General features: G+C 70.3%; 16 protein-coding genes. 10 read left to right on the forward strand and 6 right to left on the reverse strand.

Annotated elements, in window-relative coordinates:
• The first annotated feature begins 19 nt into the window (after positions 1-19).
• Together AB0I51_RS06660 and AB0I51_RS06665 are read left to right on the forward strand one after the other, a co-directional pair.
• On the forward strand, positions 20-763 hold the full coding sequence (locus AB0I51_RS06660) for a VOC family protein (RefSeq protein ID WP_362972114.1): 744 nt from the start codon (positions 20-22) through the stop codon (positions 761-763).
• Positions 764-909: 146 nt separating this feature from the next.
• Positions 910-1,548, forward strand: a complete 639-nt coding sequence (locus tag AB0I51_RS06665) for a TMEM175 family protein (RefSeq protein ID WP_362972116.1) — start codon at positions 910-912, stop codon at positions 1,546-1,548.
• A gap of 13 nt (positions 1,549-1,561) precedes the next feature.
• Here the strand turns inward: AB0I51_RS06665 and AB0I51_RS06670 are convergent, their stop codons facing one another.
• Complete coding sequence (locus tag AB0I51_RS06670; RefSeq protein WP_362972118.1) at positions 1,562-2,179, reverse strand: ABATE domain-containing protein; 618 nt, start codon at positions 2,177-2,179, stop codon at positions 1,562-1,564.
• A gap of 89 nt (positions 2,180-2,268) precedes the next feature.
• On the opposite strand from AB0I51_RS06670, the gene AB0I51_RS06675 reads away from it, so the two are divergent.
• Genes AB0I51_RS06675 through AB0I51_RS06685 form a run of 3 tightly spaced genes read left to right on the forward strand, consistent with a single transcriptional unit; the run spans position 2,269 to position 4,442 of the window.
• Positions 2,269-3,501 carry a cysteine desulfurase gene (locus tag AB0I51_RS06675; RefSeq protein ID WP_362972119.1) on the forward strand — a complete coding sequence of 411 codons (1,233 nt, stop codon included), beginning with the start codon at positions 2,269-2,271 and terminating at the stop codon, positions 3,499-3,501.
• A gap of 51 nt (positions 3,502-3,552) precedes the next feature.
• On the forward strand, positions 3,553-4,005 hold the full coding sequence (locus AB0I51_RS06680) for a MerR family transcriptional regulator (protein WP_362972121.1): 453 nt from the start codon (positions 3,553-3,555) through the stop codon (positions 4,003-4,005).
• Positions 4,002-4,442, forward strand: a complete 441-nt coding sequence (locus AB0I51_RS06685) for a carboxymuconolactone decarboxylase family protein (RefSeq protein ID WP_362972123.1) — start codon at positions 4,002-4,004, stop codon at positions 4,440-4,442. Before AB0I51_RS06680 ends, AB0I51_RS06685 begins: the two co-directional genes overlap by 4 nt.
• Here the strand turns inward: AB0I51_RS06685 and AB0I51_RS06690 are convergent.
• A complete protein-coding gene (locus tag AB0I51_RS06690; protein ID WP_362972125.1) occupies positions 4,429-6,915 on the reverse strand; it encodes an alpha-L-arabinofuranosidase C-terminal domain-containing protein in 2,487 nt (828 codons plus the stop codon). The genes AB0I51_RS06685 and AB0I51_RS06690 overlap by 14 nt on opposite strands.
• Before the next feature lie 151 nt (positions 6,916-7,066).
• Between AB0I51_RS06690 and AB0I51_RS06695 the strand changes: the two genes are divergently transcribed.
• Together AB0I51_RS06695 and AB0I51_RS06700 are read left to right on the forward strand one after the other, a co-directional pair.
• On the forward strand, positions 7,067-7,318 hold the full coding sequence (locus tag AB0I51_RS06695) for a hypothetical protein (protein WP_362972127.1): 252 nt from the start codon (positions 7,067-7,069) through the stop codon (positions 7,316-7,318).
• 2 nt (positions 7,319-7,320) lie between these two features.
• Positions 7,321-7,764, forward strand: a complete 444-nt coding sequence (locus AB0I51_RS06700) for a DUF6314 family protein (RefSeq protein WP_362972521.1) — start codon at positions 7,321-7,323, stop codon at positions 7,762-7,764.
• Positions 7,765-7,798: 34 nt separating this feature from the next.
• Here the strand turns inward: AB0I51_RS06700 and AB0I51_RS06705 are convergent, their stop codons facing one another.
• From AB0I51_RS06705 to AB0I51_RS06715, 3 genes are all read right to left on the reverse strand, one after another.
• A complete protein-coding gene (locus AB0I51_RS06705) occupies positions 7,799-8,392 on the reverse strand; it encodes a histidine phosphatase family protein (RefSeq protein WP_362972129.1) in 594 nt (197 codons plus the stop codon).
• A gap of 104 nt (positions 8,393-8,496) precedes the next feature.
• A complete protein-coding gene (locus AB0I51_RS06710) occupies positions 8,497-8,934 on the reverse strand; it encodes a GNAT family N-acetyltransferase (RefSeq protein WP_362972131.1) in 438 nt (145 codons plus the stop codon).
• A gap of 76 nt (positions 8,935-9,010) precedes the next feature.
• Complete coding sequence (locus tag AB0I51_RS06715) at positions 9,011-10,444, reverse strand: PLP-dependent aminotransferase family protein (protein WP_362972133.1); 1,434 nt, start codon at positions 10,442-10,444, stop codon at positions 9,011-9,013.
• On the opposite strand from AB0I51_RS06715, the gene AB0I51_RS06720 reads away from it, so the two are divergent.
• Together AB0I51_RS06720 and AB0I51_RS06725 are read left to right on the forward strand one after the other, a co-directional pair.
• Positions 10,443-11,387 (forward strand): DMT family transporter, encoded by a 945-nt coding sequence (locus tag AB0I51_RS06720; protein ID WP_362972135.1) that lies wholly within the window; start codon positions 10,443-10,445, stop codon positions 11,385-11,387. The two genes, AB0I51_RS06715 and AB0I51_RS06720, sit on opposite strands and share 2 nt — an antisense overlap.
• A gap of 92 nt (positions 11,388-11,479) precedes the next feature.
• Positions 11,480-11,674 (forward strand): DUF1918 domain-containing protein, encoded by a 195-nt coding sequence (locus tag AB0I51_RS06725; RefSeq protein ID WP_362972137.1) that lies wholly within the window; start codon positions 11,480-11,482, stop codon positions 11,672-11,674.
• Between the two features lies 1 nt (position 11,675).
• Here AB0I51_RS06725 and AB0I51_RS06730 read toward each other — a convergent pair whose 3' ends face one another.
• Positions 11,676-12,920 carry a family 10 glycosylhydrolase gene (locus AB0I51_RS06730; RefSeq protein WP_362972139.1) on the reverse strand — a complete coding sequence of 415 codons (1,245 nt, stop codon included), beginning with the start codon at positions 12,918-12,920 and terminating at the stop codon, positions 11,676-11,678.
• Positions 12,921-13,090: 170 nt separating this feature from the next.
• Between AB0I51_RS06730 and AB0I51_RS06735 the strand changes: the two genes are divergently transcribed.
• Positions 13,091-13,966, forward strand: coding sequence for a 3-hydroxybutyryl-CoA dehydrogenase (locus AB0I51_RS06735; RefSeq protein ID WP_362972141.1), 876 nt, complete (start codon positions 13,091-13,093; stop codon positions 13,964-13,966).
• The last annotated feature ends 74 nt before the right edge of the window (positions 13,967-14,040 follow it).

Raw genomic sequence — 14,040 nt, forward strand, 5'->3', positions numbered from 1 at the left:
GCTGAATAGGATCGCCGGCATGACGCTGCGACCGGTTCTGGTGAACATCAAGGCCGTCGACGACTCGGCGGTCGGCCGGTTCTGGGCGAAGGCGCTCGGCTGGACCCCTGCCGGCGCGGAACCCGGCGCGACGGCCGTCAAACCCGCCGGCTTCGACTGGCTCGACCCGGTCGGTGTCTGCGTCGACGTCATCGCCGTACCGGAACCCAAGACGGCGACGAAGAACCGCGTACACCTCGATCTCGCCAGCACCTCCGCCGCCCATCAGGCGGAGCTGATCGCGCGCCTGCGCTCGCTCGGCGCGACGCCCGTCGACGTGGGCCAGGGCGAGGTGCCGTGGACGGTGCTCGCGGATCCGGAGGGCAACGAGTTCTGCGTGCTGGAACCCAGGGAGATCTACCGGGACACCGGGCCGATCGCCGCCGTGGTGATCGACTGTGTGGATCCGCGGGCCATGGCCCGGTTCTGGGGCGGGGCGACGGACTGGACGCCGCACGGGGTGAGCGACGACCACGCGACGTTCCGCTCCCCCAAGGGCGACGGCCCGTATTTCGAGTTCCTCCGCACACCCGGCGTGAAGACCGTGCCGGACCGTGTCCATCTCGACCTGCTGCGGTACCCGAGTGACGACCAGGAGGCGGAGGCGACCCGGCTACGAGCCCTCGGCGCCACCGACCTCGACGTCGGCCAGGGCGATGTCCCCTGGAAGTGCCTGTGCGACCCGGAGGGCCACGAGTTCTGCGTCCTGGCCCGCTCCTCCTGACGCGGCGCCTCGGCGGCGGCCCGGCGCGTGAGCCCGATCGGCATGCGGTGCAGGCGCGGCTCGGGCACTCCCGGCGGATGACGTCACACAACCGACGCCCCGCCCCCACACGTCACGGCGCCGCACGACGCCATACTCTCGTCGCCATGACGGAGCCAGTGGCAGAGACCCGCCCGCAGGAGAACGAACCCGGCCCGACCCGACTGATCGCCCTGTCCGACGGCATCTACGCCATCGCGATGACACTGCTCGTCATCGACGTGGCCGTCCCCGCGCAGCTGGACGACGCCGGCTTCCACAAAGCCCTCGGCGAGGCCCTGCCCAGCATCGGCGCCTTCGCGCTGAGCTTCTCCCTCCTCTCCGGGTTCTGGCGCGACCACCGGCGCATCCTCACCGCGCTGCCCACCGAGACGACCCTGGTCACGCACCTGATACTGCTGGGTCTCGGCCTGGTCGCCCTGCTCCCCTTCCCCACCGGGCTGCTGGCCGAGTACGCCTCCCATCCCGAAGCCGTCGCCCTCTACGCGGGTGCCATGACCGCGATCCACGGGGTTCACGTGGCCCTGCTGTTGCTCACACAACGCCAGGTGCACCCTTCGCCCGAGTCACCGGCCGCGGTGGCCCGCCGCCGCTTCACCGCCCAGCTCGGTACCAGCGCGCTGGTCTTCGCCCTGTCCATTCCGCTGGCCTACGTCGACACGACGGCGGCCATGTGCTTCTGGGTCACGCTCGTGCCCACCCACTACCTCATCGGCCACTACTGGCACCGTCTCCCGCGACCGTGAGGCGCCCGCGGTCTCAGTCGGCGATCGTCCGGTCGCACTCGTCCGCTCGTTCCCTCTTGGCCGCGTAGGCCCGCGCCGCGCGAACCCGGTTCCCGCATCTGGTCGTGCACCAGCGCCGGGCCCCGTGCGAGCGCAGGAACCAGCGGGTGCAGCCCCGGGCGGCGCACGGGGTGAGCTGTTCGGCCTCGGGTCCGGTGAGCAGGTCGGTGGCGTCCTCGGCGAGCAGGGAGAGGGCTGCCGCCGCCGGGTTGCCGGTGTCGGGCTCGTCGGCCCGGCGCGGGCCGTCGGCGGGCCAGACCAGCCGAGGGGTCGAAGGGGCCGCCGCCAGAGCCGAGTTGAGGGCGGCGAGACTCTCGGCGGACGGGGCACGACCGTCGCCGTATGCCTCGAAGAGGGAGCGCAGGGACTCGCGCAGGGCGAGGAGCCGACCGGACTGTCGGCCGTTCAACACCACACGGTCGGGCAGCAGTTGATGGCGTACGAGCCAGAGATGGGCGGCCTCGACGCCGTCGAGCAGGTCGACCGTGCCGTGGCTGAGCGCGAAGCGCGTGTTGACCAGGGCCAGGGAGAGGTAGCGCTCCTCGCCGGGGACCGGGAGCTGGTGCAGGTAGACGGGCGCGTCGTAATCCACGGCCTCATGGTAATGCTTGCGATTCTCCATGAGGAGTTCTAGCGTTCCTCACGGAGAATCAAGAGTTAAACCGTGAGAGGCGAGATGCCGTGGGCTTCGATGTGGACGCGCTGCGCAAGGACTTCCCGATCCTGGAGCGAACGATGGACAGCGGCGCCCGGCTCGTCTACCTCGACTCCGGCGCCACCACCCAGAAACCCCTTCAAGTCCTGGACGCCGAACGGGACTTCTATCTCACGCACAACGCGGCCGTGCACCGCGGCGCGCACCAGCTGGCCGGCGAGGCGACGGAGGCGTACGAGGGCGCCCGGCACACCGTGGCCCGGTTCGTCGGGGCCCGGGACGACGAGATCGTCTTCACCAAGAACACCACCGAGGGCATCAACCTGGTCGCCTACGCGCTGGGCAACGCCGGCCGGATCGGCCCCGGCGACCGGATCGTGGTCACGGAGATGGAACACCACGCCAACCTGGTGCCCTGGCAGCAGCTCGCGGAGCGCACGGGCGCGACCCTGGACTGGTTCGGCCTGACCGACGAGGGGCGCCTCGACCTCACCCGGATCGACGAACTGCTCGACGAACGCACCAGGGTCCTCGCCGTCACCCACCAGTCGAACGTCCTCGGCACCATCAATCCGGTACGGCAACTCGCCGACCGCGCGCACGGGTTCGGCACCCTGGTCGTGGTCGACGGCGCACAGTCGGTGCCCCACCGCCCGGTCGACGTACGGGAGTTGGGCGCGGACTTCCTCTCCTTCTCCGGGCACAAGATGCTCGGCCCGAACGGCATCGGCGTGCTGTGGGGACGGCGTGAACTCCTCGCCGGACTACCGCCGTTCCTCACCGGCGGTTCGATGATCGAGGTCGTCGAGATGGACCGCACGACCTTCCTGCCGCCGCCGCAGCGCTTCGAGGCGGGTGTCCCGATGACCTCCCAGGCCGTGGGGCTCGCCGCGGCCGTGGAGTATCTGGAGGAACTGGGCATGAGCGAGGTCGCGGCCCACGAGGACCGGCTCACCGCCCGCGCGCTGCGACTGCTCCAGGAGGTTCCCGGCGTACGGATCGTCGGCCCCCGCGACCTCACCGACCGCGGCTCGGCCGTCTCCTTCACCGTCGACGGCATCCACCCGCACGACGTCGGGCAGATCCTGGACGAGCGGGGCGTGGCCGTCCGCGTCGGACACCACTGCGCCCGCCCGATCGTGCGCCGCTACGGCATCCCGGCGACGACCCGGGCGAGTTTCTACGTCTACAACACCCCGGACGAGGTCGATGCCCTGGTCGAGGGCGTTCGCGCAGCTCAGGCCTACTTCGGCAGCTGATCCCCGGCAGGGCTTGACCTGGAGCGTGCTCCAGGTTCTACGGTTGTGTTCATGAGCAGCGGACAGCCGCCGAACCCCCTCCATGGGGACCGGGCACCCACCCTGACCATCGCCCAGGTCGCCGAACGCACCGGACTCTCGCACGACACCCTGCGCTACTACGAGAAGGCCGGCCTGATCGAGCGGGTCGGCCGGAGCACCGGCAACCAACGGCGGTACCAGGCGGCCGACTTGGCCTGGCTGGAGTTTCTGCTGCGGCTGCGCGAGACGGGCATGTCGATCGCCGACATGCAGCGGTTCGCGGCGCTGCGGGCGGCGGGGATCACCACGGTCCCCGACCGGCTGGCGATGCTCCGCGAGCACCGTGCCGAACTCGCCGACCGGATAAGGGCGTTGCGCCGCAACGCGGCGGTGCTGGACCACAAGATCGACCACTACGAACAGCTGCTCCTCGACGAACTCGAATACGAGCACGAGCAGCAGGGATCGGACGAGCTGACATGAGCACGAGCACCACCCGTGAAGAGCGGTTCACCCACGGCCTGGAGGTCCTGAAGCGGGTCGACGGAGAGGCCGGGCAGCGGGTCGTCGACTCGCTCGCCGACATCAACCCCGAACTGGGCCACCAGGTCGTCGCCTGGGCCTTCGGCGAGATCTACGACCGTCCCGGACTCGCGCCGCGCGACCGCCAGTTGGTGACGCTGGGCATGCTCACCGCGCTCGGCGGCTGCGAGGCCCAGCTCGATGTGCATGTGAACGCGGCACTGAACGTGGGCCTCACGCCGGAGGAGATCGTCGAGGCCCTGACGCACTCGGCGGTGTACTGCGGTATGCCGAAGGCCCTGAACGCGACCTTCGCCGCGAAGAAGGTCTTCGCCGAGCGTGGGCTGCTGCCACTGGGACAGCAGCCCACCACGGAGGCCGAAGCTACTTCTGCCTGATCCTCAGGAAAGTGATCGAGTTCGCCGGGAACGTGTAACTGAACTTGTCCGCAACGCCCTTGAAGGTCGAGCCGGCCGGCGCGACCGCCGTGGCCGTCTCGCTGTTCACCGCGTCGGGCGCGGCGGCGAGCGTGGTCACCTTCGCCCTGGACGCGACCTTGGCGCCGCCGAGGTCGATCGCCGTACGGGCCGCCGAGGACTGGGCGTTGACGACCTTGACGATCAGGTCACCGGTCTTCGTGTCCTTGGTGACGACCTGGCGGAACGGCTCGGCCGGCTTGTCGTCGGTGAAGCTCCCCCACTCCTGCCCGTCGAGGTACAGGGTGACCTGGCGACCCCTCACCTTGATGTCGACGTCGTAGGCCCGGCCCGTCTCGATGGTCCCCGGCTTGGCGATCAGCGTCGACTTGCCGCCGTCCACGGCCTGTTCGACGGCGGTCTGGGTGTTGTTCCAGCCGCCCAGGTTCCACCAGTAGTAGTTGCCGGTGTCCTTGACGCCGAACGCGACCAGGAAGCCTTCCTTCCCTGCCTTCTTGGTGGCCTTCACATGCAGGTCGTAGTCGTGCCAGGCCGGGTCGCCCGCCGACACCATGGTGTTCTCGGCGGCGGTGTCGGTCTGGACGTACTGCCCGTCCCGAAGACTCCAGCTCCCGCCTCCCGTATGGGTCCACTGGGTCGCGTCACCGGAGAAGTCGTCGGAGAGCAGCGCCGTGCCGTCGGCCGCCGTCACCTTCACGTCGTCGTACGCCGCGCTCGTCGCCCAGGTCGACAGACCCACCGCGCCGGAGATCGGGGCGACAAGTGACGGTGTGCCGGTGGCAGTCGACGGCACCACCCGGCTGCCGACGTTGTTCATGAACAGCTTCTGGACCTCGTAGTTGGCAGAGCCCCACGACGCGTGGTTGTTGAACCAGACCAGGTCCGGGCGCCACTGGACGTAGTCCTCGTTGGCGAACAGCGGCGCGTAGGAGGCGAGTTTGACCACGTCCGCGTTGCGTTCCAGACCGGTCATGTAGGCCGCTTCGGCGAGGCCGTTCTTGAACGCGTTGCCGCCGGAGGCGTATTCGCCCAGGAAGACCTTCGGGCCGGTGCGGTCGTAGGAGTCGTAGCGGTCGTTGTTCTGCAGGAACCACTGCGGGCTGTTGTAGTAGTGCTCGTCGACCATGTCGACATGCGCGTCCTTGTTGAGCTGCCAGGCCGTGTCGAAGGTCGAACCGCTGTCGTCCGGGCCCGCGTTGGAGATCACCGTCATGTACGGGTACCTCGCCTGGATCGCGGCGCGGAACTGGGTGAAGCGGGCGAAGAACTCGGCGGGGAGGTTCTCCTCGTTGCCGACCTCTATGTGGGTGAGGTGGAAGGGCTTGGGGTGACCCATCTCGGCGCGCAGCCTGCCCCACTTCGAGGTGACCGGGCCGTTGGCGAACTCGACGAGATCCAGGGTGTCCTGGATGTGCCGCTTCAGCAGCGCGGGGTCGTCGACGGCCTTGTTCTGGCCGCAGCCGGTCACCAGGGCCGGCACGACGGGCAGCGGCATCGCGCCGATGTCCTCGGCGAAGCGGAAGTACTCGTAGTAGCCGAGGCCGTAACTCTGGTTGTAGCCCCAGAAGTTGGAGTTGGTGGCGCGTGTCTCGACCGGGCCGACGGTGTCCTTCCACTGATAGGAGCGCTTGCGCTGGTAGCCGGAGGCCGCGCTGTAGTCGTCCATGGAGCCGGTGTTGACCAGGCAGCCACCGGGGAAGCGCACGAAGCCCGGGTGCAGGGCGGCGATCTTCTCGGCGAGGTCCTTGCGCAGGCCGTTCGGCTCGTGCTTGTAGGTGTCGCGGGGGAAGAGGGAGACCATGTCGAGAGCGGTCGCGGCCGAGGAGGCGACGGTGAGGCGGCCCGCGGTGCTGGTGCGGGTCGCGGTGAACGTGGCCCTGTACTTGGCCCAGCCGTTCTTCCGTACGGCGACCCGGTGGGCGGTCGCCAGAGTTCCGCCGGTGTCCTGGAGGCTCACGGTGAGCGTGGTGCCGCTGTCGGCGCGGGCCCACACCGAGAAGTCGTACTTCTCGCCGTCCTCGACCGCGATGCCGGTGTTGTAGCCGGCGTCGGTGACCGACGAACCGGCCGCCAGGGAAAGGTAGTTGCGGTTGGTCTCGTTGAGGCGGCCGGCGTCGTTCACCACTTGGGCCGTACCGGCGACCGTCCAACCGGTCAGCGGGGTGTACGACTTGTTGTCGTCGGTGGAGTACTCGAAGGACCGGTTCTGGACGAGTTCGGCGTACAGGCCGCCGTCGGCCGCTCGGTTGATGTCCTCGAAGAAGACGCCGTACATCGTTTTGTCGATCGCGGCGCCCCGCGTGCCCGGGTCGACGGTGATCGCGTAGTCGGTGACGTCGGCGGCGCGGGCAGGGGCGGGGACGACGGCCGTCGCCAACAAGAAAGCGCTTGCCCCGAGGGCAAGTCTCAGGCGGGTACGGCTGGTGCGTGACATGGATACTCCGCGGCTCGTATCGGATCGTGCGCGATGCCCGAATGTCCAGTTCGATATATCGGACGTCGGTCAGCACTTCGAACGGCAAGATAGGCAAGGGTCGTGAGCACGTCAATGGGACCGGTGTGGGCGGGGACGTAGGGTCGAAGGCATGTCCGCGTTGTTGCCGTACCTCGTCCTGTTCGGCTTTCTCGCCGTCACGCTGGGGTTCTTCGCCTTGCTCGCCCGGCGGATCCGCCGCCGTGGCACCGCCGGGGGCGCGATCGGCGGCGCCCTGGCCGCGTACGAGGAGGCCTTCCGGACCACGAGTCACACGTCGCACCACGAGATCCGGGCGCAGGCGGAGCGGAAGGCTCCCGCCGACTCGCCGGACGGATGGCGCCGGTGGCGCAGGAAGGGATGACGGTGGGTGAGTTCTGGCCGGTTCCCGATGTGCTGGCGTATCTGTCGGGGAGTTGGCAGGTGCGACGGACGGTGCGGGATCTGGCGAGCGGGGACGAGGGCGAGTTCTCGGGTACGACCGTGTTCAGCGCGCCGGCCGAAGAGGGCCTGCTGCACGCCGAGTCGGGCACCTTCATCTGGCGGGGCGTGGCCCGTCCCGCCGAGCGGACGCTGTGGTTCCTGCCCGGCCCGGCGCCCGGTACGGCCGATGTGCGCTTCGGCGACGGGCGCCCCTTCCACACGCTGGATCTGACGTCGGGGCGGTATGTCGCCGACCATCCCTGCTCGGCGGACCTGTACCGGGGCGAGTTCACGGTCCTGGACGCGGACCGGTGGCGGACCGTGTGGCGGGTGGGCGGTCCCGCGAAGGACCTGGTGCTCAGCACGGACTACGTGCGCGTGGGTTGAACCCGGGCCAATCTCCTTGTAGTTGGCCGACGGCTCAGACCCGTCTCGACTGAACCGCCGCTCCGTCGAAGCGCAGGTTCCAGCGGCCTGCACTGCCGGTGACGGTGGTCGTGGACAGGGGGCGTACGTCGATGTTCCAGTAGGTGGAGGGCGGGGCCTTGAGGGCGTAGACCAACGCGGCCCGGATGACGGAGGGTTCGGCGACGGCGACTATCCGGTCGCCGTCCTCGATGGGCCGGGTGTCCAGCCAGCCGCCCACCCGAGAGATGAAGGAGAGCAGCGACTCGCCGCCGTGCGGGGTGGAGCGCGGGTCGGCGAGCCAGGCGTCCACCAGTGCCGGTTCGCGGGCCATCGCCTCGCCGAGCGTCAGCCCGCGCCAGCGGCCCATGTCGCAGTCCCGCAGGGCGAGTTGCACCAGCGGGGTGTAGCCGAGGCCGTCGCCGGTGGTGCGGCTGCGCGGAGTCGGCGAACAGTAGCGCAGCTCCGCCGCCGCCAGGGGCAGCAGTATCGGGGCGGCGCGCTGCACCTCGTCCCAGCCCGCCTGGTCCAGCGGCCGGTCGTCCTCGAAGCGCTCCGCGAGCAGCGGGGAGCTGCGCGCGGCGGCGACGAACGTGACCCGAAGTTGCATGCGGCGATCGTGATCCCGCCGAAGTACGCAGGTCAAGGGGGGCCGGATGAGAGTTACCCAGGGTGGGCGAAGCCTTACTTCGAAGTCAGGACCAGGCGGACAAGTCACTCGAAATACAGGGCCATCCACCGATCGGGCCGTTCCAGTGGCTTGAATCCGACTTTCTCGTACACCCCGTGGGCGTCGTGCGTGGCGAGCAGGACCCGGCGCACTCCGAACGGCCGTAGCTCCTCGCGTACGGCGGCGACGAACGCCGTCCCGATGCCCTTGCCGCGCGCCGACGGATCCACGTACACGTCGCACAGCCACGCGAACAGCGCCCCGTCGGTCACCACACGCGCGTACGCCACCTGCTCCCCCGAAGCCATGTCGTACACCCCGAAGTTCAGCGAGGACGCGACCGCGCGCTCGTGCTGCTCGCGGGGCCGGCCCTTCGCCCAGTAGGCGTCGGTGGACAGCCAGTGGTGGACGCGGTCGAGGTCGACGCGGGCGGTGTCGGCGGAGAACTCGTAGCCGCCGGGGAGGCTCGGGATGTCGTTCATGGCGGGAGACTTGCAGGCCAGGAGTACGGGTGTCGAGCGGTTTTGGCAGGTGGCGCGGGCCTGGCGCTGCCCCGTGTCAGAGCACCTCGTCGTAAGCCGCCCGTAGTCGCCGTACCCCCTCCATGATCTCCCCCGTCCCCGCGACCGCCGCGAAGCTCAGCCGGATGTGGGCGGCCGGGGGTTCGGCGCTGAAGTAGGGGCGGCCGGGGGTGAGGGAGACGCCCGCGCGGAGGGCGGCGGTGGTCAGGGACTGTTCCTCCGTGCCTGCGGGGAGGCGGAGCCAGAGGTGGTAGCCGCCGGAGGGGATGTGCGGGAGGGAGAAGTCGGGGAGTTCCAGGCGCAGGGCCACCGTCATGGTGTCCCGGCGGGTCTTCAACTCGGCCGAGATGGCGCGGAGATGGCGTGGCCAGGCCGGTGAGCCGACGAGTTCGAGGGCCGCTTCCTGGAGTGGGCGGGGGACGAAGAAGGTGTCGACGACCTGGATGGCGCGCAGGCGTTCCAGTACCGGTCCGTGCGCGGCGAGCGCGCTGACCCGGAAGCTGGGTGAGGTGGCCTTGGTGAGCGAGCCGACGTGGACGACGACTCCGTCGGGGTCGTCGGCGGCCAGCGGGGGCGGCAGCGGTCCCGCGTCCTCGTGCACCAGCCGTCGTACGAAGTCGTCCTCGATGACGAAGGCGCCCGCGTCACGGGCGATGCGCAGGACCTCCCGGCGGCGGGCGGGGGCCAGGACGGCGCCGGTCGGGTTCTGGAAGAGGGGCTGGCAGACGAACACCCGGGCGCCGGTCGCTTGGAAGGCGTCGGCGAGCAGGGCGGGACGTACGCCGTCCGCATCGACCGGCACGGGGACCGGGCGCAGACCGGCCGCCCGCGCGATCGCCAACATGCCCGGATAGGTGGGGGATTCGACGAGGACGGGGGCGCCGGGGGGCGCCAGCGCGCGCAGTGCGGTGGTCAGTGCGGTCTGTCCGCCCGCGCTGACGAGGACGTCGGCTGCGGTGACCGGTCCGCCGATGCCGCGCGCGAACCACTCGCGCAGTTCCGGCAGGCCCTCCATGGGCGGCCGGCCCCAGGCGCCGGGGCGGCGCCCGGCCCGGGACAGGGCCGCGGCCATCGCCCGCTCGGGCTGCAGTGACGGATGCAGATACCCGCCGTTGAACTCGATCACCCCGGGCGGCGGAACGGCCAGCGTGGCCAGGACCGCGGACGCGTCCACCGTGCGCGGTACGACGTCGGCGGCAGCGTCCGCGCCGAGTGCGACCTCCTGCCAGGAGGTGTCACCCGTGGCTGCGGTGGCGGGGCGGGGCGCGGCCCGGAACACGCCGGCGCCCGGGCGGGTGACCACCAGTCCCTCGGCGGTCAGCTGTGCGAGGGCGCGCGAGACGGTCACCGGGCTCACCCGGAACCGCTCGACGAGCGCCCGACTCGATGGCAGCTTTCCACCGGGAGAGTAGCGGTCGAGTTCACGTCGTAGATGATTCGCCAGTTCACCGACACTGCTACGCTCTTGCATGAGAGCATACGATAGCGCTACTGCACCGAGGACGATAGCGGTCAGCACCGCCCCGACCATCACCACCGGGACGGCCAGGGCGGCGAAAACCCCCGCCGGTACGGTCCTCGCCGCCCTCGGCGTGATCGCCTTCTCCCTCACCTTCCCCGCCACCGCCTGGGGGCTCGAAGGCTTCGGCCCCTGGTCGTTGGTGGCCGTGCGCTGCGTCCTCGCCGCGCTGATGGCGGGCGGCTGCCTGCTGGCGCTGCGCGTGCCGGCGCCCGCCCGGCGGCACTGGGCCGGGCTGGCCGTCGTCGCGGCCGGAGTGGTGGTCGGGTTCCCGATGCTGACCACGCTCGCGCTGGAGACGTCGACCACCGCGCACGCGGCAGTCGTCGTAGGCCTGCTGCCCCTGACGACGGCGGCCCTGTCCGCGCTGCGCACCGGCGTCCGCCCCTCGCGCACCTTCTGGACGGCCGCGCTCGCGGGCGCCGGCGCGGTGCTCGCCTTCACGATCCAGCAGAGCGGCGGCGCGCTGACCAGCGCCGACCTGTATCTCCTCGCGGCCCTGCTGGTCTGCGCGGCCGGCTACACCGAGGGCGGCCGACTGGCCCGGGTGATGCCCGGCTGGCAGGTCATCGCCTGGGCGCTGGTCCTGTGCCTCCCGCTGAGCGTGCCCGCCGCCGCGATCGCGCTGTCGTACGACACCCCACAGCTCACCGCGCACAGTGTGGCCGGGGTGCTGTGGGTCGCCGCCGGTTCGCAGTTCCTGGGGCTCGTCGTCTGGTACCGGGGCATGGCGGCGATCGGGGTCCCGAAGGCCAGCCAGTTGCAGTTGGCGCAGCCGCTGCTCACGCTGGTGTGGTCGGTGTTCCTGCTGGGTGAGCACCTGCCGGTGGCCGCTCCGCTGACGGCGGCGGCCGTGCTGGTGTGCATCGCCGTCACCCAGCGGGCCCGGAGTTGAGGGACGTGCGCGACCCGGTCCCGGCCGGGCGGGCCGCCGTAGACTCGAAGGGATGGACCGCTGCTCCCGTACTCGGTGAGGAGGCGCTACAGATGCGTGCGACCGTTGGCGACAGGCTCGTTCAGCACGGCAGGGTGGTCGGCCTGCACGACCAGGTCTCGGAGGTCGTCGAGGTGATGGGCAGGGAGGGCAAACCGCCCTACCGCGTCCGCTTCCCCGACGGGCACGAGGCCGTGATGTCACCCGGCCCCGACTGCGAGGTCAGGCACCAGGACACGGAACGGTAGATCAGCGCGGGGGTTTCGCCGGCTGCCCGTAGTGGTCGGCGATTACCCGCGCCATGGCTCCGACCGGGTCCACCGCGACGTCCCGGGCGGCGAAGAAGACATGCCCGCCGACCTCCGGGTAGCGGTCGGCGAGGGTGAGGTGCCGGGAGAGTTCGGCTGGGTCCTGCCAGGCCGCGGGCTGCGCCGGGTCGCCCGCCTTGTAGAGCGCCTCACCCGCGTACAGCCGCGTCTTCGAGCCGCGCGCGACCGCCGCCCACCAGGGCAGCAGCTTCGCGTAGTCGGCGGGGGCGAAGCCGATGTTCCAGTACAGCTGGGGAACGATGTAGTCGATCCAGCCCTCGCGCACCCACTTCCGGGTGTCCGCGCAGAGATCGTCGTACGTCTGCACCCCCGCCGTGGTGTCGGAGCCGCGCGGGTCGGTCGCGGCGTTGCGCCACACGCCGAAGGGGCTGATGCCGAAGCGGGTGCCCGGGCGGGTCTGCCTGATGCGGGCGGCGGTCTCGCGGATCAGTTTGTCGATGTTGTCGCGGCGCCAGGCGGCCCGGTCGCTGAAGCCGCCACCGTATTTGTCGTACGCCGCGTCGTCGTCGAAGGTCTGGCCGGCGACCGGGTAGGGGTAGAAGTAGTCGTCGAAGTGGACCGCGTCCACGGGGTACTTGCGCACCGCGTCGAGGATCGCGTTCTCGACGAAGAGGCGGACCTGCGGCAGCCCGGGGTTGTAGTAGAGCTTGCCGCCGTACGTCACGACCCAGTCGGGGTGCTTGCGCGCGGGGTGCGAGGCGACGAGCTTCGTCAGGTCGGTGTTGTTGGCGATGCGGTACGGGTTGAACCAGGCGTGCAGTTGCAGCCCCCGCACATGCGCTTCCGCTACGGCCGTCTTCAGCGGATCCCAGCCGGGGGCGACGCCCTGGGTGCCGGTCAGGTACTGGGACCAGGGTTCGTACGGCGAGGGCCACAACGCGTCGGCGGTGGGCCGGACTTGGAAGATCACCGTGTTGAGCCGGTCACGGACCGCCGTGTCGAGGTGGGCGATCAGTTCGGTGCGTTGCTGCGCGGCGGTCAGGCCCGGGCGGGAGGGCCAGTCGCGGTTGGCCACCGTCGCCAGCCACACGCCCCGCATCTCGGTGACCACGCGCGGACGCCCGGCCGTTGCCGGCGCGCGCCCGGTGTCCGCCGCCGCACTGCCCGTGGTCGCCAGGGTCGACAGCGCCGCCATCGCGAACGCCCGACGTGACAATCGCCCCATTCGTACACCCCCATACGCTGTGGATCCGTGCGGTCACGGATCGTCTCCGCGCCCCAGGATGCCCGACCCCGGCGATCGATCATCGATACTTGCGGGTAACGTGCACGATCGGAGCAGACTCCGGACAACGGGTTTCTACCAGAGCCCACAGAAGCAGCGAAGGGGACGATGTGACGGACATCCCGTCGGGAGACATCTCGCGCGTCGGAGTGGTCGGCTGCGGCCAGATGGGCGCCGGTATCGCCGAGGTGTGCGCCCGCGCCGGCCTGGACGTGAAGGTCGCCGAGACCACCGGCGAGGCCCTGGAGATCGGCCGGACCCGGCTGTTCAACTCCCTGTCCAAGGCTGCCGAGCGCGGCAAGATCTCCGCCGAGGAGCTTGAGCAGACGCAGGCGCGGCTCAGCTTCACCACCGACCTCGGCGAGTTCGCCGACCGCGACCTCGTCATCGAGGCCGTCGTCGAGAACGAGCAGGTGAAGACCGAGATCTTCCAGGTGCTCGACCAGGTCGTGACCCGCCCCGACGCGATCCTCGCCTCCAACACCTCCTCGATCCCGCTGGTGCGGCTCGCGGTCACCACCTCGCGCCCCGACCAGGTCATCGGCATCCACTTCTTCAACCCGGCCCCGGTGCAGCAACTCGTCGAGCTGATCCCGGCGTTGACCACCTCCGAGGGCACCCTCAGCCGCGCCCAGCTGTTCACCGAGAAGGTGCTCGGCAAGCATGCGATCCGTGCCCAGGACCGCTCCGGCTTCGTGGTCAACGCGCTGCTGATCCCCTATCTCCTGTCCGCGATCCGGATGTTCGAGTCGGGCATCGCCAGCCGCGAGGACATCGACAACGGCATGGAGCTGGGCTGCGCCCACCCGATGGGCCCGCTGAAGCTGTCCGACCTGATCGGCCTGGACACGGTCGCCTCGGTCGCGTACTCGATGTACGAGGAGTACAAGGAGCCGCTGTACGCCGCTCCCCCGCTGCTCCAGCGCATGGTCGACGCGGGACGGCTGGGCCGGAAGTCCGGCTCGGGGTTCTACACCTACGGCTGAGCGCGCACCGCGCGGCAACTCACCGTGATGTCGCGGCCGTTACGGGCCCGGCGCTCTTCGGAGTGCCGGGCCCG

It is taken from the genome of Streptomyces sp. NPDC050549 (assembly GCF_040655035.1).
In the GTDB taxonomy this organism is placed as follows: Bacteria; Actinomycetota; Actinomycetes; order Streptomycetales; family Streptomycetaceae; genus Streptomyces.

Coding starts and splice junctions, on each gene's coding strand:
- AB0I51_RS06720 (WP_362972135.1), top strand. CDS start 10,443: ATGAGAGCATACGATAGCGCTACTGCACCGAGGACGATAGCGGTCAGC.
- AB0I51_RS06715 (WP_362972133.1), bottom strand. CDS start 10,444: ATGCAAGAGCGTAGCAGTGTCGGTGAACTGGCGAATCATCTACGACGT.
- AB0I51_RS06685 (WP_362972123.1), top strand. CDS start 4,002: ATGAGCACGAGCACCACCCGTGAAGAGCGGTTCACCCACGGCCTGGAG.
- AB0I51_RS06695 (WP_362972127.1), top strand. CDS start 7,067: ATGTCCGCGTTGTTGCCGTACCTCGTCCTGTTCGGCTTTCTCGCCGTC.
- AB0I51_RS06690 (WP_362972125.1), bottom strand. CDS start 6,915: ATGTCACGCACCAGCCGTACCCGCCTGAGACTTGCCCTCGGGGCAAGC.
- AB0I51_RS06710 (WP_362972131.1), bottom strand. CDS start 8,934: ATGAACGACATCCCGAGCCTCCCCGGCGGCTACGAGTTCTCCGCCGAC.
- AB0I51_RS06705 (WP_362972129.1), bottom strand. CDS start 8,392: ATGCAACTTCGGGTCACGTTCGTCGCCGCCGCGCGCAGCTCCCCGCTG.
- AB0I51_RS06680 (WP_362972121.1), top strand. CDS start 3,553: ATGAGCAGCGGACAGCCGCCGAACCCCCTCCATGGGGACCGGGCACCC.
- AB0I51_RS06665 (WP_362972116.1), top strand. CDS start 910: ATGACGGAGCCAGTGGCAGAGACCCGCCCGCAGGAGAACGAACCCGGC.
- AB0I51_RS06730 (WP_362972139.1), bottom strand. CDS start 12,920: ATGGGGCGATTGTCACGTCGGGCGTTCGCGATGGCGGCGCTGTCGACC.
- AB0I51_RS06660 (WP_362972114.1), top strand. CDS start 20: ATGACGCTGCGACCGGTTCTGGTGAACATCAAGGCCGTCGACGACTCG.
- AB0I51_RS06725 (WP_362972137.1), top strand. CDS start 11,480: ATGCGTGCGACCGTTGGCGACAGGCTCGTTCAGCACGGCAGGGTGGTC.